This window comes from Enterovirga rhinocerotis (assembly GCF_004363955.1).
In the GTDB taxonomy this organism is placed as follows: domain Bacteria; phylum Pseudomonadota; class Alphaproteobacteria; order Rhizobiales; family Beijerinckiaceae; genus Enterovirga; species Enterovirga rhinocerotis.
Map to the genome: position 1 here is coordinate 91,006 of NZ_SNZR01000014.1, position 18,003 is coordinate 109,008.

General features: G+C 69.9%; 17 protein-coding genes. 12 read left to right on the plus strand and 5 right to left on the minus strand.

The window, feature by feature from the left end; all coding sequences use genetic code 11:
• The first annotated feature begins 142 nt into the window (after positions 1–142).
• The 7 genes from EV668_RS17100 to EV668_RS17130 all read left to right on the plus strand — a co-directional run bounded on the left by EV668_RS17100 (position 143) and on the right by EV668_RS17130 (position 9,271).
• On the plus strand, positions 143–1,036 hold the full coding sequence (locus EV668_RS17100) for a DUF2163 domain-containing protein (protein WP_133772299.1): 894 nt from the start codon (positions 143–145) through the stop codon (positions 1,034–1,036).
• A complete protein-coding gene (locus EV668_RS17105; RefSeq protein ID WP_133772301.1) occupies positions 1,033–1,464 on the plus strand; it encodes an NlpC/P60 family protein in 432 nt (143 codons plus the stop codon). The genes EV668_RS17100 and EV668_RS17105 overlap by 4 nt, the downstream gene beginning before the upstream one ends.
• Positions 1,461–5,378 carry a baseplate multidomain protein megatron gene (locus tag EV668_RS17110; RefSeq protein WP_133772303.1) on the plus strand — a complete coding sequence of 1,306 codons (3,918 nt, stop codon included), beginning with the start codon at positions 1,461–1,463 and terminating at the stop codon, positions 5,376–5,378. The genes EV668_RS17105 and EV668_RS17110 overlap by 4 nt, the downstream gene beginning before the upstream one ends.
• 14 nt (positions 5,379–5,392) lie before the next feature.
• The gene (locus EV668_RS25055) at positions 5,393–7,309 is read left to right on the plus strand and encodes a DUF2793 domain-containing protein (protein WP_208111566.1); all 1,917 of its coding nucleotides are present in this window, start codon (positions 5,393–5,395) and stop codon (positions 7,307–7,309) included.
• Positions 7,310–7,387: 78 nt separating this feature from the next.
• On the plus strand, positions 7,388–8,494 hold the full coding sequence (locus EV668_RS24875; RefSeq protein WP_166652524.1) for an N-acetylmuramoyl-L-alanine amidase: 1,107 nt from the start codon (positions 7,388–7,390) through the stop codon (positions 8,492–8,494).
• On the plus strand, positions 8,491–9,012 hold the full coding sequence (locus tag EV668_RS17125; RefSeq protein ID WP_133772305.1) for a hypothetical protein: 522 nt from the start codon (positions 8,491–8,493) through the stop codon (positions 9,010–9,012). The genes EV668_RS24875 and EV668_RS17125 overlap by 4 nt, the downstream gene beginning before the upstream one ends.
• Positions 8,993–9,271 carry a hypothetical protein gene (locus EV668_RS17130; protein ID WP_133772307.1) on the plus strand — a complete coding sequence of 93 codons (279 nt, stop codon included), beginning with the start codon at positions 8,993–8,995 and terminating at the stop codon, positions 9,269–9,271. The genes EV668_RS17125 and EV668_RS17130 overlap by 20 nt, the downstream gene beginning before the upstream one ends.
• A gap of 37 nt (positions 9,272–9,308) precedes the next feature.
• Here the strand turns inward: EV668_RS17130 and EV668_RS24880 are convergent, their stop codons facing one another.
• Positions 9,309–9,479 carry a hypothetical protein gene (locus EV668_RS24880; RefSeq protein WP_166652525.1) on the minus strand — a complete coding sequence of 57 codons (171 nt, stop codon included), beginning with the start codon at positions 9,477–9,479 and terminating at the stop codon, positions 9,309–9,311.
• 96 nt (positions 9,480–9,575) lie between these two features.
• On the opposite strand from EV668_RS24880, the gene EV668_RS17135 reads away from it, so the two are divergent.
• From EV668_RS17135 to EV668_RS17155, 5 genes are all read left to right on the plus strand, one after another.
• A complete protein-coding gene (locus EV668_RS17135; RefSeq protein ID WP_133772309.1) occupies positions 9,576–9,893 on the plus strand; it encodes a PepSY domain-containing protein in 318 nt (105 codons plus the stop codon).
• A 13-nt stretch (positions 9,894–9,906) separates the two neighbouring features.
• Positions 9,907–10,590: a response regulator transcription factor gene (locus EV668_RS17140; protein WP_133772312.1), complete on the plus strand. Its 684-nt coding sequence runs from the start codon at positions 9,907–9,909 to the stop codon at positions 10,588–10,590.
• Positions 10,591–10,604: 14 nt separating this feature from the next.
• On the plus strand, positions 10,605–11,984 hold the full coding sequence (locus EV668_RS17145) for a sensor histidine kinase (RefSeq protein WP_133772314.1): 1,380 nt from the start codon (positions 10,605–10,607) through the stop codon (positions 11,982–11,984).
• Positions 11,985–12,111: 127 nt separating this feature from the next.
• Complete coding sequence (ccmI, locus tag EV668_RS17150) at positions 12,112–13,254, plus strand: c-type cytochrome biogenesis protein CcmI (protein WP_245513307.1); 1,143 nt, start codon at positions 12,112–12,114, stop codon at positions 13,252–13,254.
• 42 nt (positions 13,255–13,296) lie between these two features.
• On the plus strand, positions 13,297–13,782 hold the full coding sequence (locus EV668_RS17155; protein WP_133772316.1) for a cytochrome c-type biogenesis protein: 486 nt from the start codon (positions 13,297–13,299) through the stop codon (positions 13,780–13,782).
• On the opposite strand, the gene EV668_RS17160 is transcribed toward EV668_RS17155, so the two are convergent.
• From EV668_RS17160 to EV668_RS17175, 4 genes are all read right to left on the minus strand, one after another.
• Entirely contained in the window at positions 13,783–14,556 is a 774-nt protein-coding gene (locus EV668_RS17160) for a proteasome-type protease (protein ID WP_133772318.1), read from the minus strand.
• Between the two features lie 169 nt (positions 14,557–14,725).
• Positions 14,726–15,559: a transglutaminase family protein gene (locus EV668_RS17165; protein WP_133772319.1), complete on the minus strand. Its 834-nt coding sequence runs from the start codon at positions 15,557–15,559 to the stop codon at positions 14,726–14,728.
• 13 nt (positions 15,560–15,572) lie between these two features.
• Entirely contained in the window at positions 15,573–16,511 is a 939-nt protein-coding gene (locus EV668_RS17170; RefSeq protein WP_133772321.1) for an alpha-E domain-containing protein, read from the minus strand.
• A gap of 51 nt (positions 16,512–16,562) precedes the next feature.
• Positions 16,563–17,996 (minus strand): circularly permuted type 2 ATP-grasp protein, encoded by a 1,434-nt coding sequence (locus EV668_RS17175; protein ID WP_133772323.1) that lies wholly within the window; start codon positions 17,994–17,996, stop codon positions 16,563–16,565.
• Positions 17,997–18,003: the final 7 nt, after the last annotated feature.

Consider the following 18,003-nt stretch of genomic DNA (forward strand, 5'->3'; position numbering starts at 1 on the left):
GAACACTCCCCCTCCTCCTCCTGAGGTGCCTCGCAAAGCGAGGCCTCGAAGGACGCACCGCCCTGCGTGCTTCGAGGCCGGCCTTCGGCCGGCACCTCAGCATGAGGAATGGAGGTGTTCTTCTATTCGGAGCTTCCCTGACATGCGCGACCTCCCATCCGGCCTCGCCTCCCATCTCGGCGAGGGCGTCACCACGCTCTGCCGCTGCTGGCGGCTCATGCGGCGGGACGGCGAGGCCTTCGGCTTCACCGATCATGACCGCGATCTCGTCGTCGACGGCCAGGTCTACCGGGCCGGGACCGGCCTCGAAGCGGCCGAGACCACGGCCGAGATCGGCTTCCCCGTCGGGGGCGGGGACGTCTCCGGAATCCTCTCCTCCGAAGCCTTGACCGAGACCGACATCGCGGCCGGCCTCTACGACGATGCGAGCGTCGAACTGCGCCTCGTGAACTGGGCCGAACCCGCCCAGCACCTCCTTCTCGAGACGGCGTCGATCGGCGAGATCCGCCGGCACGACGCGGCCTTCGTGGCGGAACTGCGCGGGCCGATGCATCGCTTCGGCGAGGAACGCGGACGGCTGTTCCGCGCGACCTGCGGCGCCGATCTCGGCGATCCGCGCTGCGGCATCGATCTCGACGATCCGGCCCACAACGCGGTCGCGACGGTCGGCGGGACGGACGGCGCGCTCGGTCTCACGACGGCGGGGCTCGGCGCCCATGAGGATGGCGCCTTCACCGGCGGCCGGCTGACCTGGCTGTCCGGCGCGAACGAAGGCCTGTCGGTCGAGGTGAAGAGCCATTGGGCGGGCACGCTCCTCGCCGGTCTCGATCTCTGGCAGCGGGCGACGCGCCCGATCGCGATCGGCGACACGTTCCGCATCACGGCGGGCTGCGACAAGCGGCTTTCGACCTGTCGCGACCGCTTCGCCAACGCGGTCAATTTCCGCGGCTTCCCGCATATGCCGGGCAACGATTTCGTGCTCGCCGTCGCGGCACAGGGCGAGGCGGGTCTCGACGGCGGAAGTCTGTTCCGATGAGGCGCGCGAGGATCGTCTCGGCGGCGCGCGGCTGGCTCGGCACGCCCTATCACCATCAGGCCTCGCTCAAGGGCGTCGGCTGCGACTGCCTCGGCCTGCTGCGAGGGCTGTGGCGGGAGGTGATCGGGCCGGAGCCCGCGATGCCGCCGGCCTATGGTCCCGACTGGGCGGAAGCCTCCGGGCGCGAATGGCTGCTCGAGGCCGCGCGCCGGCATCTCGCCGAAATCGACCTCCGCGAGGCTGCGGCGGGAGACATCCTCCTCTTCCGCTGGCGGGCGCATCTGCCGGCGAAGCACTGCGCGGTGCTCACGGGTCCCGCGATCATGATCCATGCCCATGACGGCGCCGCCGTCGCCGAGGTGGCCCTGTCGCCCTGGTGGCGTCGGCACGTGGCGGGCGCCTTCCGCTTCCCGGGGATCGAGCCATGACGACGCTGGTGCTCCAGGCCGCCGACAAGGTCATCGGGGGCGTCGCCGGCGCGGCGACCACCTTCCTCGGGCGAGCGGTCTCCGGCCTCTTCGCCGAGGGAGCGGGCAAGGACACGATCCGGTTCGCCGAAGGCCCGCGGCTCGCCGAGATGAGCGGCCTCACCTCGCAGGAGGGCGCGCCGATCCCCCGTCTCTACGGCCGGGCGAGGCTCGGCGGGCAGCTGATCTGGGCGACGCGCTTCGAGGAGGTCGTCAACACGAGCGTCACGGTCGAGCGGCAGAGCGGGCGGCGCGGTGGCAAGAGCCTCGGCGGCACGCCGCGCCAGACGAATGTCACGACGACCTATTCCTATGTCGCCAATCTCGCGATCGGCCTCTGCGAAGGGCCGATCGGCTTCGTGCGGCGCGTCTGGGCCGACGGCAAGGAGGTCGACCTGACGACGCTCGCGATGCGGGTGCATCGGGGGGCGGAGGACCAGGAGCCCGATCCGCTGATCGTCGCGAAGGAGGGCGCGGCGGACGCACCCGCCTATCGGGGTCTCGCCTATGTCGTGTTCGAGCGCCTGCCGCTGGCGCCCTACGGCAACCGCGTGCCGCAATTCTCCTTCGAGGTCGTGCGCCCCGTGGGCACGCTGGCGCCCGCGATCCGCTCCGTCTGCCTGATCCCGGGCGCGACGGAATTCGGCTACGACACCCTTCCGGTCACGCGCACCCTCGGGCTCGGCCGCTCGCTGCCCGAGAACAGCCATCAGCTCGGGCGGCGCACCGATGTCGAGGCCTCGCTGGATGGGCTCGAGGCCCTCTGCCCGAACCTGACCTCCGTCTCGCTGGTCGCGAGCTGGTTCGGGACGGACCTTCGCGTCGGCGAATGCCGTATCGAACCCCGCGTCGACCTCAAGGCCAAGGCGACGCTGGGCGGCGAGTGGCGCGTCTCGGGCCTCACCCGCTTCACCGCTGCGGAGACGAGCCGCGCCGGCGGATCGGCCGCCTATGGCGGCACGCCGTCCGACGCCTCGGTGATCCGCCTCATCCAGGACCTTAAGGCCCGCGGCCTCGCCGTCACGCTCTATCCCTTCGTGATGATGGATGTGCCGGCGGACAATGCGCTGCCCGATCCCTGGTCGGGAGAGGAGGGGCAGGCGCCTTATCCCTGGCGCGGCCGCATCACCTGCCATCCCGCGCCCGGACGGGCGGGAAGTCCCGACGGCACGGAAGCGGCGGCCGATCAGGTCGCCTCGTTCTTCGGCGAGGCCGGGCCGGGCGATGTCCAGATCGCCGGCGGGGCCGTCACCTATTCAGGGCCGGCCGAATGGAGCTTCCGACGGCTCGTCCTGCATTATGCCAAGCTCGCGGTCGCGGCGGGCGGGGTCGATGCCTTCGTGATCGGCTCCGAACTCGTCGGCCTCACCCGCGTGCGGTCGGGGCCCGGCGCCTATCCCGCCGTCGCCGCCCTCCGGGCGCTCGCGGCGGATGTGCGCTCGATCCTCGGTCCGTCGACGAAGATCGTCTACGCGGCGGACTGGACCGAATACGGCGCCCATGTCCGCGATGGCGGAGCGGAGGTGCGCTTTCCGCTCGATCCGCTCTTCGCCGATACAGCGATCGATGCGGTCGGGATCGACTACTACCCGCCCATCTCCGATTGGCGGGAGGGGGCGGCCCATCTCGATGCCGGTCTCAGCCGCGGCAGCTCGGACCTCGCCTATCTGCGCGACCGGCTAGGGGCCGGCGAGGCCTTCGACTGGTACTATGCCGGCACGGCCGATCGCGAGCTTCAGGTGCGCACGCCGATCACGGACGGCGCCTACGGCAAGCCCTGGACCTTCCGGGCGAAGGATCTCGTCGGCTGGTGGTCGAACGCGCATGTCGAGCGGGTCGGCGGCGTCGAGACCGGGGCGACGGCCTGGCAGCCGCGCTCGAAGCCGATCTGGCTGACGGAGATCGGCATTCCCGCCGTCGACAAGGGTCCGAACGGGCCGAACGTCTTCCCCGATCCGAAATCCTCCGAATCCGCCTTGCCGCCATTCTCGACCGGTGCACGCGACGACCTCGTCCAGGCGCGCGGTCTCGAAGCCATCCTGTCGCGGTTCGATCACGACCTGCCGGGTCACGAGCCGGCCATGAACCCGCTCTCGGACCGCTACGACGGCCGCATGGTCGACCGCGACCGCGTCTCCGTCTGGTGCTGGGATGCGCGGCCCTATCCGGCCTTCCCCGATTTCGACGATGTCTGGGCCGACGGTGCCAACTGGACCGGCGGCCATTGGGTGACGGGACGGCTCGAGGGCGCGCCGCTCGATCGCGTGGTCGCGGCGATCCTCGCCGATTATGGCCTCGATCCCTCCGTGACGGAGGGGCTCGACGGGTTTCTCGACGGCTATGTCGTCGACCGGCCGATGTCGGCGCGGCAGGCGCTGGAGCCCCTGGCCTCGCTGTACGGTTTCGATGCGGTCGCGGGAGCGGCCGGGATCGCCTGGCGGGGGAGGGGAGCGGCGCAGCCGACCGTTCTCGCGGCGGGCGATCTCGTCGATCCGGCTCGGGGACCCGTCCTCGCACGCAGCCGGGCGCAGGAATCGGACCTGCCGGTCTCGATCGAGCTCGGCTTCACCGATGCCGAGGGCGACTATGCCAGGGCCGCGGCCGGCTCCCGCCGCCTGGCCGGCACGAGCCGCCGCGAACTCGCCGTCGACGCGGCGCTCATCGTGCCCCGCGCCGAGGCGCAGCGCCTGGCCGAGATCAGGCTCCAGGATTCCTGGACGAGCCGCGAGACGGTCGAGTTCGAACTCAGCCCGCGGGATCTCGGATACGAGCCGGGCGACGTCCTGTCTCTCGACGACGATGCCGGGCTGTACCGCATCGAGCGGATCGTGGACGGCCCGTCCCGACGAGTCCTGGCCCGAGCGGTCGAGCCCGCCGTCTTCGTCGCGGCGCCGGTCGCGAGCAGGACCCCTCGGCGCCGCCGGCCGCCCTCGTCCTCCGGGCAGCCTCATGCGGTCGTCCTCGACCTTCCCGCCTCGGGATCGCAGCCCGAGGTTCTGCAACACCTTGCCGTGGCCGCCGATCCCTGGCCCGGCGCCGTTGCGATCTACAGGGATGCGGGTGCCGGGAGCCATGCTCTTCACGGTATCGCCGAAACCCCGGCGATCATCGGGAGGACGCTGGCGCCCTTCGGGGCCGGGCCGGTCTGGCGCTGGGACGTGACCGGGACGCTTGAGGTCGAGGTTTCGAGCGGGAGCCTGTCGTCGGTCTCCGACGAGGCGGCGCTCGCCGGTGCAAGCCTGCTGGCCGTCATCGGACCGGACGGCGCGGCCGAGATCGTCTCGGCCCGCGATGCCGACCTTGTCGGTCTGCGGCATTATCGGCTGAGCCGGCTTCTGCGCGGTCTCGGAGGCACCGAACATCTCGCCGCGCGCACGCTGGCGGCCGGCGCGACCGTGGTCGTCCTCGACGGCTCTCTCGCTCCCCTGTCGACCTCGCTCGCCGAACTCGGCCAGAGTTTCGCCTATCGCATCGGGCCGGCGGGCCGGGATCAGGCGGATCCCACCTATGCCTCGCTCTCCGCGCCCGTGACGTCGGCGGCGCTGCTGCCGCTCGCTCCGGTCGGCCTCAAGGCCCGACGCGAGCCGGGCGGCATCCGGCTGAGCTGGATCAGGCGCACGCGGCTCGACGGCGACGGCTGGAGCCTCGCGGAGGTGCCGCTGGCGGAGGAGAGCGAGGCCTACGAGGTCGAGGTGCTGTCGGCCGGCTCGCCTGTCCGCCTCATCGAAGCCCCGGCTGCATCCTGCCTCTATCCGGCGGCCGCCGAACTCGCCGATTTCGGCGCCGCTCGAGCGACGCTGTCGGTGCGCATCTTTCAGATCAGCCGCACCGTCGGCCGGGGCCGCGCGGCGGCGGCGGTGCTTCCCATCCTCTGATCACAGGATCGCAGATGTCGACGACGCCCCATCTCGGGCTGCCGCTGATGGCGGCTGCCCAGGCCCAGAAGCATGTCACCCATAACGAGGCCCTGCTGGCCCTCGATGCGCTGATCCACTGCGCGGTGCTGGACAAGGACCTCGCGGCGGCGCCGGCTTCGCCAGCCGAAGGCGAGCGCTACATCGTCGCCTCGTCGGCAACGGGCTCATGGGCGGGAAAGGACGGCTTCCTCGCCACCTGGGACCAGGGAGCCTGGACCTATCTCGTGCCGGCGCCCGGCTTTCTCGCCTATGTCGTGGACGAGGAGCTGCCTTACGTTTTCGGGCTGGGAGGCTGGGAGCCCCTCTCGGAGGCGATCGCCGCGCTGCAGAATCTCGCCCGGCTCGGGATCGGCACCGCGGCGGACGAGGCGAACCCCTTCTCCGCCAAGCTGAACGCAGCCCTCTGGACCGCCCGTGCCTCACCGGAGGGCGGGAGCGGTGATCTCCGCTACACGCTGAACAAGGAAGGCGCCGCCAACACCCTCTCGTTGCTGTTCCAGGCCGGCTATTCCGGACGCTTCGAACTCGGCTTGATCGGATCGGACCAGCTCACGGCGAAAGTCAGCGCGGACGGGGCGACCTGGCGCACGGCCTTCGCCGTCGATCCGTCGACGGCCGGCCTCGATTTCCTGTCGAGCGAGGGGACGGTCGCATCGGCATCGACGACCGATCTCGGCGCGGTGCCGCATCGACGCGTGGTCGTCACCGGATCGGCGACGATCGCCTCGTTCGGCACCGTTCCCGGGCGGGAGCGGCTCCTGCGCTTCGAGGGCACCGTCACGCTCTCCCACAACGCGACCTCGCTGAGGCTGCCCGGCGGCGCTCCGATCGTGACGGCGGCGGGCGACGTGGCGTTCGTCACCTCTGACGAGAGCGGCAACTGGACGCTTCGGACCTATCAGCGGGCCTCGGGCCTGCCGGCCTCGACCGCGCTGGCGACCGGGAGCGCGAGCGGCCTGATGGGGGCCGCCGACAAGGCGCGGCTCGACGGGCTCGCCCTCGGCTCGAGTCTCGTCCCGAACGGGAATTTCGAGCAGGGTCTCGCCGGCTGGGCCTATTCGGGCGGCGCGGGCTCCGGCGCCTCGGCACCGAATGCGACCGACGGCGTCTCCGGCACCGCCTATGCCGTCATCGACCGCAACGGCGTGTCGAGCGGTCTCCTCGCGCTGTTCGGCCCGTTCTTCCCGGTCCAGCCCGGCGGCATCTATCAGTTTTCCGGCTTCGTGCGCGGCGACGTTGCATCGGCCTCGGCCGGAACGATGACCCTGCGCGTGCACTGGTACAAGGCGGACGGGACCGCCGCCGGGACCGGCACCCTCGGCAATGCCAGCGCGGGTTTCACCTCGCTCATGGCCTCCCTGACCACGGGCTGGGTCGGGCTGGACGGCCAGATCGACGCGCCGGCCGATGCGACGCAGGCCCGGATCCGCCTCATGGTGAACGCCGCGGTTTCGAACGCGCGCTATCACCAGTTCGACGCCGTCACCCTGCGGCGTGCCGTGGGACAGACGGCGCTGGAGGCGAAGGCGGTGGCCAATTCGCGTCTCGCGGACGTCGCCTCCGCGACCTTGAAGGGCAGGCTGACAGTCGGGGCGGGCACGCCCGAGGACCTGACGGCCGGTCAGGCGCGCAGCCTCCTCGGGCTCGCCACCACGGACGCGCCGGCCTTCGCGGGGCTCGCCGCGACCGGACCCGTCCGGCTGCCGTCCTATACCGTATCGGGGCTCCCCGCCGCGGGCACCGTCGGCCGCATCGCCTATGCCGTGAACGGGCGCGCCTTCAACGGCGCCGGCACGCAGGAAGCTCCGGGCGCCGGGACCGGAACGCTCGTCACCGACGACGGCACGGTCTGGAGGATTGCCGGGACCAGCGTCGCCGTGAGCGCCTGACCGAGGCGCTCCGCGACCTCCGGCCCGGGCGCACCCGCCCCGCCCGACCGACTTCATCCCACCTTCTCGGAGACAGTGATGTCGACCTGCATCGTGCCGGCCGAATGGATGCCGGACGCCCGCGTGACGGGCATCGTCGTGCATTGGACAGGCGGTCCCCATCGGGCCACCAGCCTCGACCGCAGCCATTATCACGTCGTGATCGAGGCGGACGGCTCGCTCGTCCGCGGCACGCCGTCGATCGATCTCAACGGATTGCCGCGCGTCCGCAAGGGCTACGCGGCCCATACCCGCAACTGCAATTCGGGCTGGATCGGCGTCTCCCTCGCCTGCATGGCCGGGGCGACGGAGACGCCGTTCGACGCCGGCTCGGCGCCGATGACGCGGACGCAATGGGAGATGCTGCCGCGCGTCCTCGCCGATCTCTGCCGGCGCTACGCCATCGCGGTCACGCCCCGCACCGTCCTGAGCCATGCCGAGGTGCAGGCGACGCTTGGTATTCCCCAGCGCGGCAAATGGGACATCACACGCCTCGCCTTCGATCCCGACATCGAGGGCGCCGCGGCCTGCGGCGACCTCTTTCGGTCGAGGACGGCGGCTCTCCTAGGGGCTCCGGCCGCCGAGGCTGCTCCTGCGCCCGTCGACGGCGTCGCGCCGCTGCCTGAACCGCCCCCGCCCCTCCTCGAGGCGACCAAGCGGCGGCTTCGCGAACTCGGCTATTTCACGGTCGGCGCCGTCGATGCCGAGATCGGCCCCCGCACGATCGCCGCCTTGTCACAGTTTCAGTCCGTCGCCGGACTTCCCGTGACGGGGCGGCTCGATGCGTCCACGATGGAGGCGATCTGGGCCAAGACGGCGCCGGCCGCTCCCATCGCTGCGAAACGCGCGGGGCTCGATGCGTCGGATCTCGCCGCCGCGGGCAATGCCGTCGTCGCGGCGGCGCGGCGGGGGAAGCTCGCGAGCCTGGTCGGGCTCGGTTTCGGCCTCGCCGGTGCGGCCTGGTCGGCGCTGAACGAGCATTTCGGGGAGGCCTGGGCCGGCCTCGCGCCGTTCCGCCAGATCGTCGACGCGCCGGACTGGCTCTGGGGCATCCTCGCCTGCGGCGTGGCGATCATCCTCTATCGCCAGAGCCATGTCGCCGAGGAGGCGGAGGTCGCCGCCGCGCGGACCGGGAGGCTGTCATGATCCGGGCATCGACGCGACATGGCCGGCTCGATGCGGCGATGACGGCCGACCCCGTGCTGGCCGCACAGATCGAGAGCGAGCTCCGCTACGGCCAAACGCGCTGGGCCGAGGTCTGGCTCGCCTGCATCATGACGGCCTACGGGATCCTTCTGCTCTCCGCCGGCGAGACCTTCTCGGCGCCGCGCTACGCGGTGATCCGCTCGTTCGTCGGCGAAGAGACGGCCGGGACGATCGCGGTCGCCTGCGGCTGCGCCCGCCTGGCTGCGCTCTGGTATAACGGCGCGCGACAGCGCTCGCCGTTGGTCCGGCTGCTCGGCTGTTCGGCCGGGTTCCTCTTCTACGCGGCCCTGACGGCTGGCTTCCTGCTCGCGGGCCCGCCGCTGTCGACGGGGCTGATCTACGGCGTGCTGGCGGTCGCGGAGCTGCATTCGTCCAGCCGCTCGGCTCGCGACGTCAGCGTCCTCGACAGTCTCGGCATCAGGGCAAGGAGGGACGAACGTGACCGCCTGGCTGCCTGAGGTCGAGGGCTGGGTGAAGGTCGCCGGCGCCTTCGTCGCCGTGGTGATGGCGATCCTTGTCCCCGTGCGCAGCTGGATCGTCGAGGACCGGCGCTACCGCGACCAGATGCTCGCGGCTGCGTCGGCGCGGCGGGACCCTACGATCGGCGGCGAGGATCAGGAGGAGATCCTCATCCTTGCCGCGGAGGTGAGGGAGTTGGCCGCTGCGTTCCGCGATTGCGCCGCGACCCTGCGCGGCGTGAAGGCCGATCGATCCTGACGGTGCCCGTCAGGCTGCCGACGGGTCGTGCCCGGTCTCAGCGCACCTTCCAGTTCGTCGGCCAATAGCCGTTCTGCTCCGCCATCACGACGAGCACGACCACGGCCAATGTCGCTGCGATGACGACCGGCCAACGCCGGCCCGGCATGGCCCGGCCGACGAGGAAGAGGACCGCCAGCATGGAGACGACGATGACGACTTTGTCCAACGAGAACCTCCTGATTGATCTGCTTCAGCCATAGCATGATCGTTCGCCCATCGTCGCGTTCAGCGCCAATTCAGCGAGCAAACGTAGGTTGGCCGCATGTGGCGGGCACTCGGCATCGTCTTGATTTTACTCGGTGGGGCCGAGCCGTCCGGCGCGGCCGATCCTCCGGAGGAACTGGCTGCGTGCCTGTCCTCGGGCGACGCTGAGGAGGCGGTCGCCTCGCGTAGGGTCATCCGGCCCGCGGCCGCGATCGGCGCCGCGCGCGACGCGGTTCCGAACGGCGACGTCTTGCGGGCCTCGCTCTGTCGCGACGGCGGGGCGCTGGTCTACAGGATCACGACGCTGCGGGGCGACGGCCGTCTTGCGCGCGTGACGGTGGATGCGCCATCGGGCAAGGTGCGTTCCATCCATTGAGAGCGAGTCACACGTGCGCCTTCTCCTCGTCGAAGACGACCGGAACCTCAACCGTCAGATCGTGTCCGCGCTCACGGGAGCGGGCTACGCCGTCGACAAGGCCTTCGACGGCGAGGAAGGCCAGTTCCTCGGCGAGACGGAGCCGTACGACGCCATCATCCTCGACCTCGGGCTTCCCAAGCTCGATGGCGTGTCCGTCCTCACGCAGTGGCGCAAGGCGGGCCGGAAGATGCCCGTTCTCATCCTGACCGCGCGGGACGCCTGGAGCGACAAGGTCCAGGGCTTCGATGCGGGTGCCGACGACTACGTCGCCAAGCCCTTCCACATGGAGGAGCTTCTGGCCCGCATCCGGGCGCTTCTGCGCCGGGCGACCGGCCATGCGAGCAGCGAACTCGTCGCGGGGAGCGTGCGTCTCGATACCCGCTCGGGCCGCGTCAGCGTCGACGGCACGGCCGTGAAGCTGACTTCTCACGAATACCGGCTCCTGTCCTATCTCATGCATCACGCCGGCCGGATCGTGTCTCGGGGCGAATTGACCGAGCACCTCTACGACCAGGATTTCGATCGCGATTCCAACACGATCGAGGTCTTCGTCGGCCGGCTCCGCAAGAAGCTCGGCGTCGAGATCATCCAGACGGTGCGGGGGCTCGGCTATCTCGTCGACAACGGTGAGCCGAAAACGGGCCCGACCGGTTGATCCGGCCTCCGGCCATGCGCCTCCTCGCGGGGCGATCCATCGCGACACGGCTCGTCGTCTCCTCGTTGTTCTGGAGCTCCGTCGTCCTCGTGATCGCGGGCGTCATCCTGTCGGCGCTCTACCGCCAGACCACGGAACGCTCCTTCGACGATCTCCTGCTCGTCTATGCGAATGACCTCGCGGCCGAGCTGCTCACGCCCGAGGCCGAACGCAGGGAGATCGGCGCACGCGGTGATCCGCGCTTCGAGATCCCTCTCTCCGGCTGGTACTGGCAGGTCGTGCGGATCGAGGGCTCCGCGCGGGATCTTCGGTCGTCCCGGTCGCTGATCGGAAATCCCCTCCCGAACCTCGCTCCGGCCGCCTCCGACCGGAAGTTCGGCGAGACCCGCAAACAGAGCCGCGACGGCCCCGAGGGGCGGCCGCTCCGGATCGTCGAGCGCGACATCGATCTCGGCGAGGACGGCCGCTACATCGTTCGGGTGGCCGGTCCGACGGACGAGATCTCCGCGGCCGTCGCCCGCTTCACGACCGCTCTCGCCATCACGTTCTCCCTGCTCGGGATTGGCCTCGGCGTCTCGACGCTGCTTCAGATCCGCTTCGGCCTGCGGCCGCTGAGCGAGCTGCGGGCTGCCGTGACCTCCGTGCGGCGGGGCGAGACGGATCACATCCGCGGCACCTATCCGGGCGATGTCGCGCCGCTGGCGGATGAGCTGAATCTGCTCCTCGGAACCAACCGGGAGATCCTCGAGCGCGCGAGGACGCAGGTCGGAAACCTGGCCCACGCCTTGAAGACCCCCCTCAGCGTCATCGTGAACGAGGCGAGCGACGGGGGCGCCGAGGCGCCCGACCGGATCCGCGATCAGGTCATGCTGATGCGCGACCAGGTCGATTACTACCTCAAGCGCGCCCGGACTGCGGCCTTGGCGGGGACCCTCGGCGTCATGACGGATGTGAAACCCGTCCTCGACGGCCTCGTGCGCACCTTCGCCAAGATCTATCGCGACCGGGGGATCGAGCTGTCGCTCGACTGCCCGGACGGGGTGCGGTTTCGGGGCGAGCGCCAGGACCTCGAGGAGATGGCCGGCAACCTCCTCGACAATGCCTGCAAATGGGCCGACCGGAAGGTCTCCGTGTCCGTCCAGCTCTCATCCGCGCGCGAGCGGGGCGCCCTTTGCCTCGTCGTGGAGGATGACGGGCAGGGCATGCCCGAGGAGGCGCGGCTCGATGCGCTGAAGCGTGGCAGGCGCTTCGACGAGACGAAGCCCGGCTCGGGGCTGGGTCTGTCGATCGTGGTCGACCTCGCCGCTCTGTATCAGGGCGAGCTGGCGCTCGGTTCCTCGGAACAGGGAGGCCTGCGGGCGGAGCTGAGGCTGCCGGCGGAAGCCGCCGGCTGATCGGCCCGCTCCGCCGCCCGGATCCCGATGCGTCCTCGGATGAAGCGGGGTATGCGCGGCCGAGGACCCATCATGCCGCCGCATGGTCGCGTGTGTCCTCTTGCCGCTTCTGAAGCGACGTTTGGCGATGTATGTCGACGGCATGGTTCTGTGGGTGCTCATGGCCTTGATGACCGGCGCGGCCGTGCTGGCCGTGCTGTGGCCGTTGTCGAAGCCCTCGCGGGCGGCCGATCTCGACGGCGACGTGCCGTTCTATCGGGAGCAGCTGGCCGAGATCGGCTCCGACCGGGACAGGGGCCTGATCGCCCCGGAAGAGGCGGAGGCCGCGCGGATCGAATCCGGTCGGCGCATGCTCCGCGCCCTGTCCTGCCAGCGCACCGCCGCCGATTCCACCTCCGAGCCCGCTCTGCGACGCCGCCGCGCGGCCTCGGCGCTGGCGCTCTCGATCGTGCCGATCATCGGGCTCGCGCTCTATGGCGGCCTCGGCTCGCCTCAACTCCCCGCCCAGCCGGCCGCCACGCGGGTGGCCGCGGTCCGCCCCGATGCCCCGGTCCAGCTCGACGCCGCGCTCCGGCAGGTCGAGGGGCATCTCGCCGCCAATCCCGATGACGGGCGGGGGTGGGACGTCGTCGCCCCGATCTACCTGCGTCTCGGCCGCTTCGCCGACGCCCTGCGCTCGTTCCGGCGGGCGCGGGAGATCGGCGGGGACAACGCCGCCCGGCTCCTCGGCGAGGCGGAGGCGCTCGTCGGCACGCAGCAGGGGCGCGTGACGGCAGAGGCAGCGGCTCTGTTCGAAAAGGTCGTCGCGCTCGAGCCGGCCTCCGCACCGGCGCGCTACTATCTCGCGCTCGCGCGCGAGCAGGCGGGGGACCGGGATGCCGCGCGCAGCGGCTATCGTGTCCTCCTTTCCGACGCGTCGGACGATGCGCCCTGGCTGCCGGTGGTCCGCGACCGTCTGGCTCGGCTCGACGGGGCCGTGGTCGCTCCGGCATTCGGTCCTTCCGGCACCTCCCCGGCCCCCGTCCAGCGGCTGCCGGCCGGTGCGGTCACGCCCGAGATCCAGGCCATGGTCGGCGGGCTCGACGAGCGCCTGCGCGCTGGCGGCGGCAGCGAGGAGGAGTGGACGCGCCTCGTCCGCTCCTTGGTCGTCCTCGATCGGCGCGCCGATGCGCGCGACCGTCTGGCGAAGGCGAAGACGGCATTGGCGGGCGATCCCGCGGCGGTCGGTCGCCTCGATCGCCTGTCGCGCGATTTAGACCTCGGTCTCTGAGGGCTCGGCGTGGCATATCGGCGAGGCCGCCGATGGGCGGGATTGATCGGCCTCGTGTGCGGGCTCGTGCTCGGCGCCGCGTCGGCTCTCGCCGTCCAGCCGGACGAGGTGCTGCCCGACAAGGCCCTCGAATCGCGTGCCCGTGCGATCTCGGCGGAGATCCGCTGTGTGGTCTGTCAGAACCAGTCGATCGACGATTCCGACGCCCCGCTCGCGCGCGATCTGAGGGTCCTCGTGCGGGAGCGCCTGAAAGCCGGCGATAACGATGCGGCGATCCGCTCCTTCATCGTGGAGCGCTACGGCGCTTTCGTGCTCCTTCGCCCCCCGGTCAACGCCCAGACGCTCGTGCTGTGGTTCGGGCCGCTCGTCATCCTTGCGCTTGCCGCCGCGGGAGTGGTCGCGACGCGGCGGCGGCGACCGGCCCCGGCCCTTCAGCCGCTGACGGCGGAAGAGGAGCTGCAGCTCGCGGCGCTCGCTGACGGGACGACCGAGCGGAGCGAGCGTCGCCCAACCGGATCCCAGCCCTGATCAGCCTGCCGGCTTGGTCGGTCCGCCGGCCGCCGCCTGCTTGCCGTAAGGCGGCGTCGGGATCGCCATATGCGCGGCCCGCAACGCCGTCGACCAACGCTCCCGCAGGTCGTGGAAATAGGGCTCGCCCACCTCGATCCTGTGGATCAGCTCCGGCGTGATGGTGTCGCGCCGGACGACGGCGATGTCGATCGGCAGGCCGACGCTGAGATTCGAGCGCATCGTCGAATCCATCGAGACCAGAGCGATCTTCAGCGCGTCGTAGAGATCGGAGCCGTGATGGATCGCCCGATCCAGGATCGGCTTGCCGTATTTGTGCTCGCCGATCTGCAGGAAGGGAGCTTCCTGGCTGCACTCGATGAAGTTGCCGGCCGAGTAGATCATGTAGAGTCGCATCGGTCCTCCGGCGATCTGGCCGCCGAAGAGGAACGAGCAGTCGAAGCGCAGGTCCACGTCCTCGAGCGCCGGGCCGTCGACGGTGCGGACCCGGCGGATGGCCCGCCCGATGAGCTGGGCCGCGCGGAACATCGTCTTCGACCGGTAGATCGTCTCCATCTCCCCTGTCTCGGGGTTCTCGAGACCCTCGCTCAGGAGGCTGACGACGCCCTGGGTGATGGAGAGATTCCCGGCCGTCGCGACCGCCAGCATCCGGTCATCGGCCTGGAACAGATGCAGCTTGCGATAGGTCGATATGTTGTCGAGCCCCGCATTGGTGCGGGTATCGGCGATGATGACCAGCCCGGCCTCGACCAGGACGGCGGTGCAATAGGTCATATCCGAACTCCCGGCGCCTCGCGCCGATGGCACTGGAGCCTGATCATCTCGGGAACACGACAGCGCTACCCGATGGCGAGCGCCGGCCGTGAGGGAAAGACATTTCCGCGTTCCAGAAGCATCTAGCGGCTGACGAGCGTCTTGGACACCGCCCGATGCCACGGGGCGTCTATTCCTGGCGCTGGTACTGACCTCCGGGCGCAGGCTCGACCGTCAGGCGGACCGCCATCGTCTCACCTCCGCCGCCTCGCCGGCTTCCGCGGATGGGTGCGGCTTCGCTGCTGTCGAGCCCGATCGCGACGCGGACATGGGACGGTGTAGGGCAGGTCAGATGGGTCGGGTCGAACCCGACCCAGCCGAGGTCGGGCACGAGGCCTTCCGCCCACGCGTGCCCCGCCTGCTGCATCACGACGCCCTCCGGCGGCAGGACGTAGCCCGACACGTAGCGCGCCGGGATGCCGAGATGCCGGGCCGCCGCGATGAAGACGTGGCTCAGATCCTGGCACACGCCGAGGCCCAGGGCGAAGGCTTCGGCCGCGGTGGTGCTGGTGCTGGTAGGATCGCGATCGAAGCGGATCGCGCCATGGACCGCTTCCATCAGGTTGTGGAGCGTCGGGAGTGTCCGGCCCGCTCCGTCCCGCTGCTTCTCGGCGAAGGCGCGGATCGCCTCGTCGGCCTCGGTCGAGATGGTGCTCCGCAGGTAGCAGCCATCGGGTACCCGTTCGACGGCCTGCCGGACGATCCCGGCCACGTCGGAGGTCTCCACCTCGCCGACGGCGACGATGGCGAGGTCTTGGACCGACTCGTCCGCGCTGAAGACGTGGACGATGTTGCCGAAATGATCGCTTCCCGACGTCAGCTTGCCTTCCGCTCCCGGCTCGATCCGCCAGCGCACGACGTGTTGGCCGTCATGGTTGCGCGGGGTCAGCCGCAGGATCTGCATGATCGAGCGTGCCGGCTGCTCGTAGGTGTACCGCGTTTCGTGAGTGATCTGGAGCCGCATCACCAGTGCTCGGTCAGTTCAGATACTGCTCGGCGATCGCGGCGCCGAGTTTGTTGTTGGTCGTGATGAAATCTTCGACGAACTCGTGCAGTCCGTTGCCGAAGATGCGCTCGATCCGCTCCGAGGAGAGGCGGTTGAGCGTGGCCGAGGCGAGACGCTGGCTCGGCCCGCGCCGGCCGTAGAACTCCGCGATCAGGTCGAGATGGCGCACGAGGATCTCGTAGCAATTGGCGAGCGAGCGGGGCATCTGCCGGTTGAGGATGAGGAGGTCGGCGATCAGCCAGGGCTTCACGCTCTGCCGATAGACCCAGTGATACGCCGTCACCGCCGAGACCTCGCGCAGGATCGTGGTCCACTGGAAGTAGTCGAGGCTGCCGCCGACCCACTCGCTCTCGGGCAGGAGGAGGTGGTATTTGACGTCGAGGATCCGGGCGGTGTTGTCGGCCCGCTCGACCGCGCTGCCGAGGCGTGAGAACCAATACGCGTCGTTGCGCAGCATGCTGCGATAGGCTGCTCCGTCGAAGACGAGGACGACGCGCTTCACCCAGTCGAGGAAGCGGCTGAACTCCTCCCGGTTCATGTTCGTGTCGAAGCTCTTGAGCTCGAGCCACGCCCCGTTGAGCGCCTCCCACATCTCGAACGTCAGCGCCGTGCGGACGGAGCGCGCGTTCTCGCGCGCCGTCTGAAGGCAATTGCGGATGGAGGAGGGGTTCTGCGGATTGAAGGCGAGGAAGTCGCGGACGGTGTCCTCGTTTGCGGTCGCGTAGAGCGTCTTGAAGAGATCGAGATCGGAGGCGGACGCGACCGCGCTCTCCCACTCGTTGCCCTTTCCGAGATAGGCCTGCGGAAGGGACGCGAGCCGGACCGTTGCGTCGAGCGTGCGGGCGACGAAATCGGCGCGCTCGGTGTAGCGGAAGACCCAGTAGAGACTGTCGGCGGTGCGGGCGAGCATGGGCGGACCAGGAGCGTTCGACGGCAGGAAGGGCGAATTACGGTGCGGACCCTAAGATCCGCCGTCCAGGACCCAGGTGTCTTTCGTCCCGCCTCCCTGGCTCGAATTGACCACGAGCGAGCCCTCCTTCAGCGCGACGCGCGTCAGGCCCCCCGGCACGATGCGAATCTCGTCCGATCCGCTCAGCACGAACGGACGCAGATCGACATGGCGCGGCGCGACGCCGGAGGCGGCGAAGGTCGGGCAGGTCGAGAGGGATAGTGTCGGCTGTGCGATGAAGCCCTCGGGCGAATGCCGGATCTTGCGGGCGAAATCCTCGATCTCGGCCTTCGTCGCGTGCGGCCCGACGAGCATGCCGTAGCCGCCCGAGCCCGCGACCTCCTTCACGACGAGCTCGCCGAGATTGTCGAGCACGTAGGACAGGGAGTCCGGCTCCCGGCAGCGCCAGGTCGGCACGTTCTGCAGCAGCGGCTCCTGGCCGGTGAAGAACCGCACGATGTCCGGCATGTAGGTGTAGACGGCCTTGTCGTCCGAGATGCCGGTGCCGATGGCGTTCGCGAGCGTGACGTTCCCCGCCTTGTAGGCGTTGATCAGTCCCGGAACCCCGAGCACCGAATCAGGCCGGAAGGCGAGAGGATCGATGAAATCGTCGTCGATCCGGCGATAGATCACGTCGACCTGGGTCGGACCCTGGGTCGTGCGCATATAGACGACGTCGTCCTTCACGAAGAGGTCCGACGCCTCGACCAGCTCGACGCCGAGCTTGTCGGCCAGGAACGAGTGCTCGTAATAGGCCGAGTTGTAGCGGCCGGGCGTGAGCAGCGTGACGACCGCGTCGCGGGACTGCCTGATGGGCGCGACGGAGCGCAGCGTCGCCAGCAGCGCGTCGGGATAGTTTTCGACCGGCGCCACCCGGTGGCTCATGAACAGTTCCGGGAAGAGGCGCATCATCACCTCCCGGTTCTCCAGCATGTAGGACACGCCGGACGGCGTCCTCGCATTGTCCTCGAGGACGTAGAAGTCGTTCTCCCCCACCCGGACCACGTCGACGCCGGCGATGTGGACGTAGATGTTATGCGGGACCGCGACGTCCTTCATCTCCAGCCGGTATTGCGGGTTCTGGAAGATGAGGTCGCTCGGGACGATCCCGGCGCGCAGGCATTCCTGCGGCCCGTAGATGTCGGCCAGGAAGGCGTTGAGAGCCGTGACGCGCTGCTTCAGACCGCGCTCCAGGAAATCCCATTCCGATTTCATCAGCACGCGGGGGATGACGTCGAAGGGGATCAGGCGCTCCGAGGATTCGTTGTCGCCGTAGACCGCGAAGGTGATCCCGACCCGGCGGAAGAAATGCTCGGCCTGGTCGCGGCGGGCGTCGAACGTCTCCGCCGAGGTGTCGTCGAGCCACTTGCGGAGGGAAGCGTAGGGAGGTCGGACCTCCGCGCTGCCGGGTCGCCCGTTCATCTCGTCGAAGCTGTCGATCAGCATGGCTTCC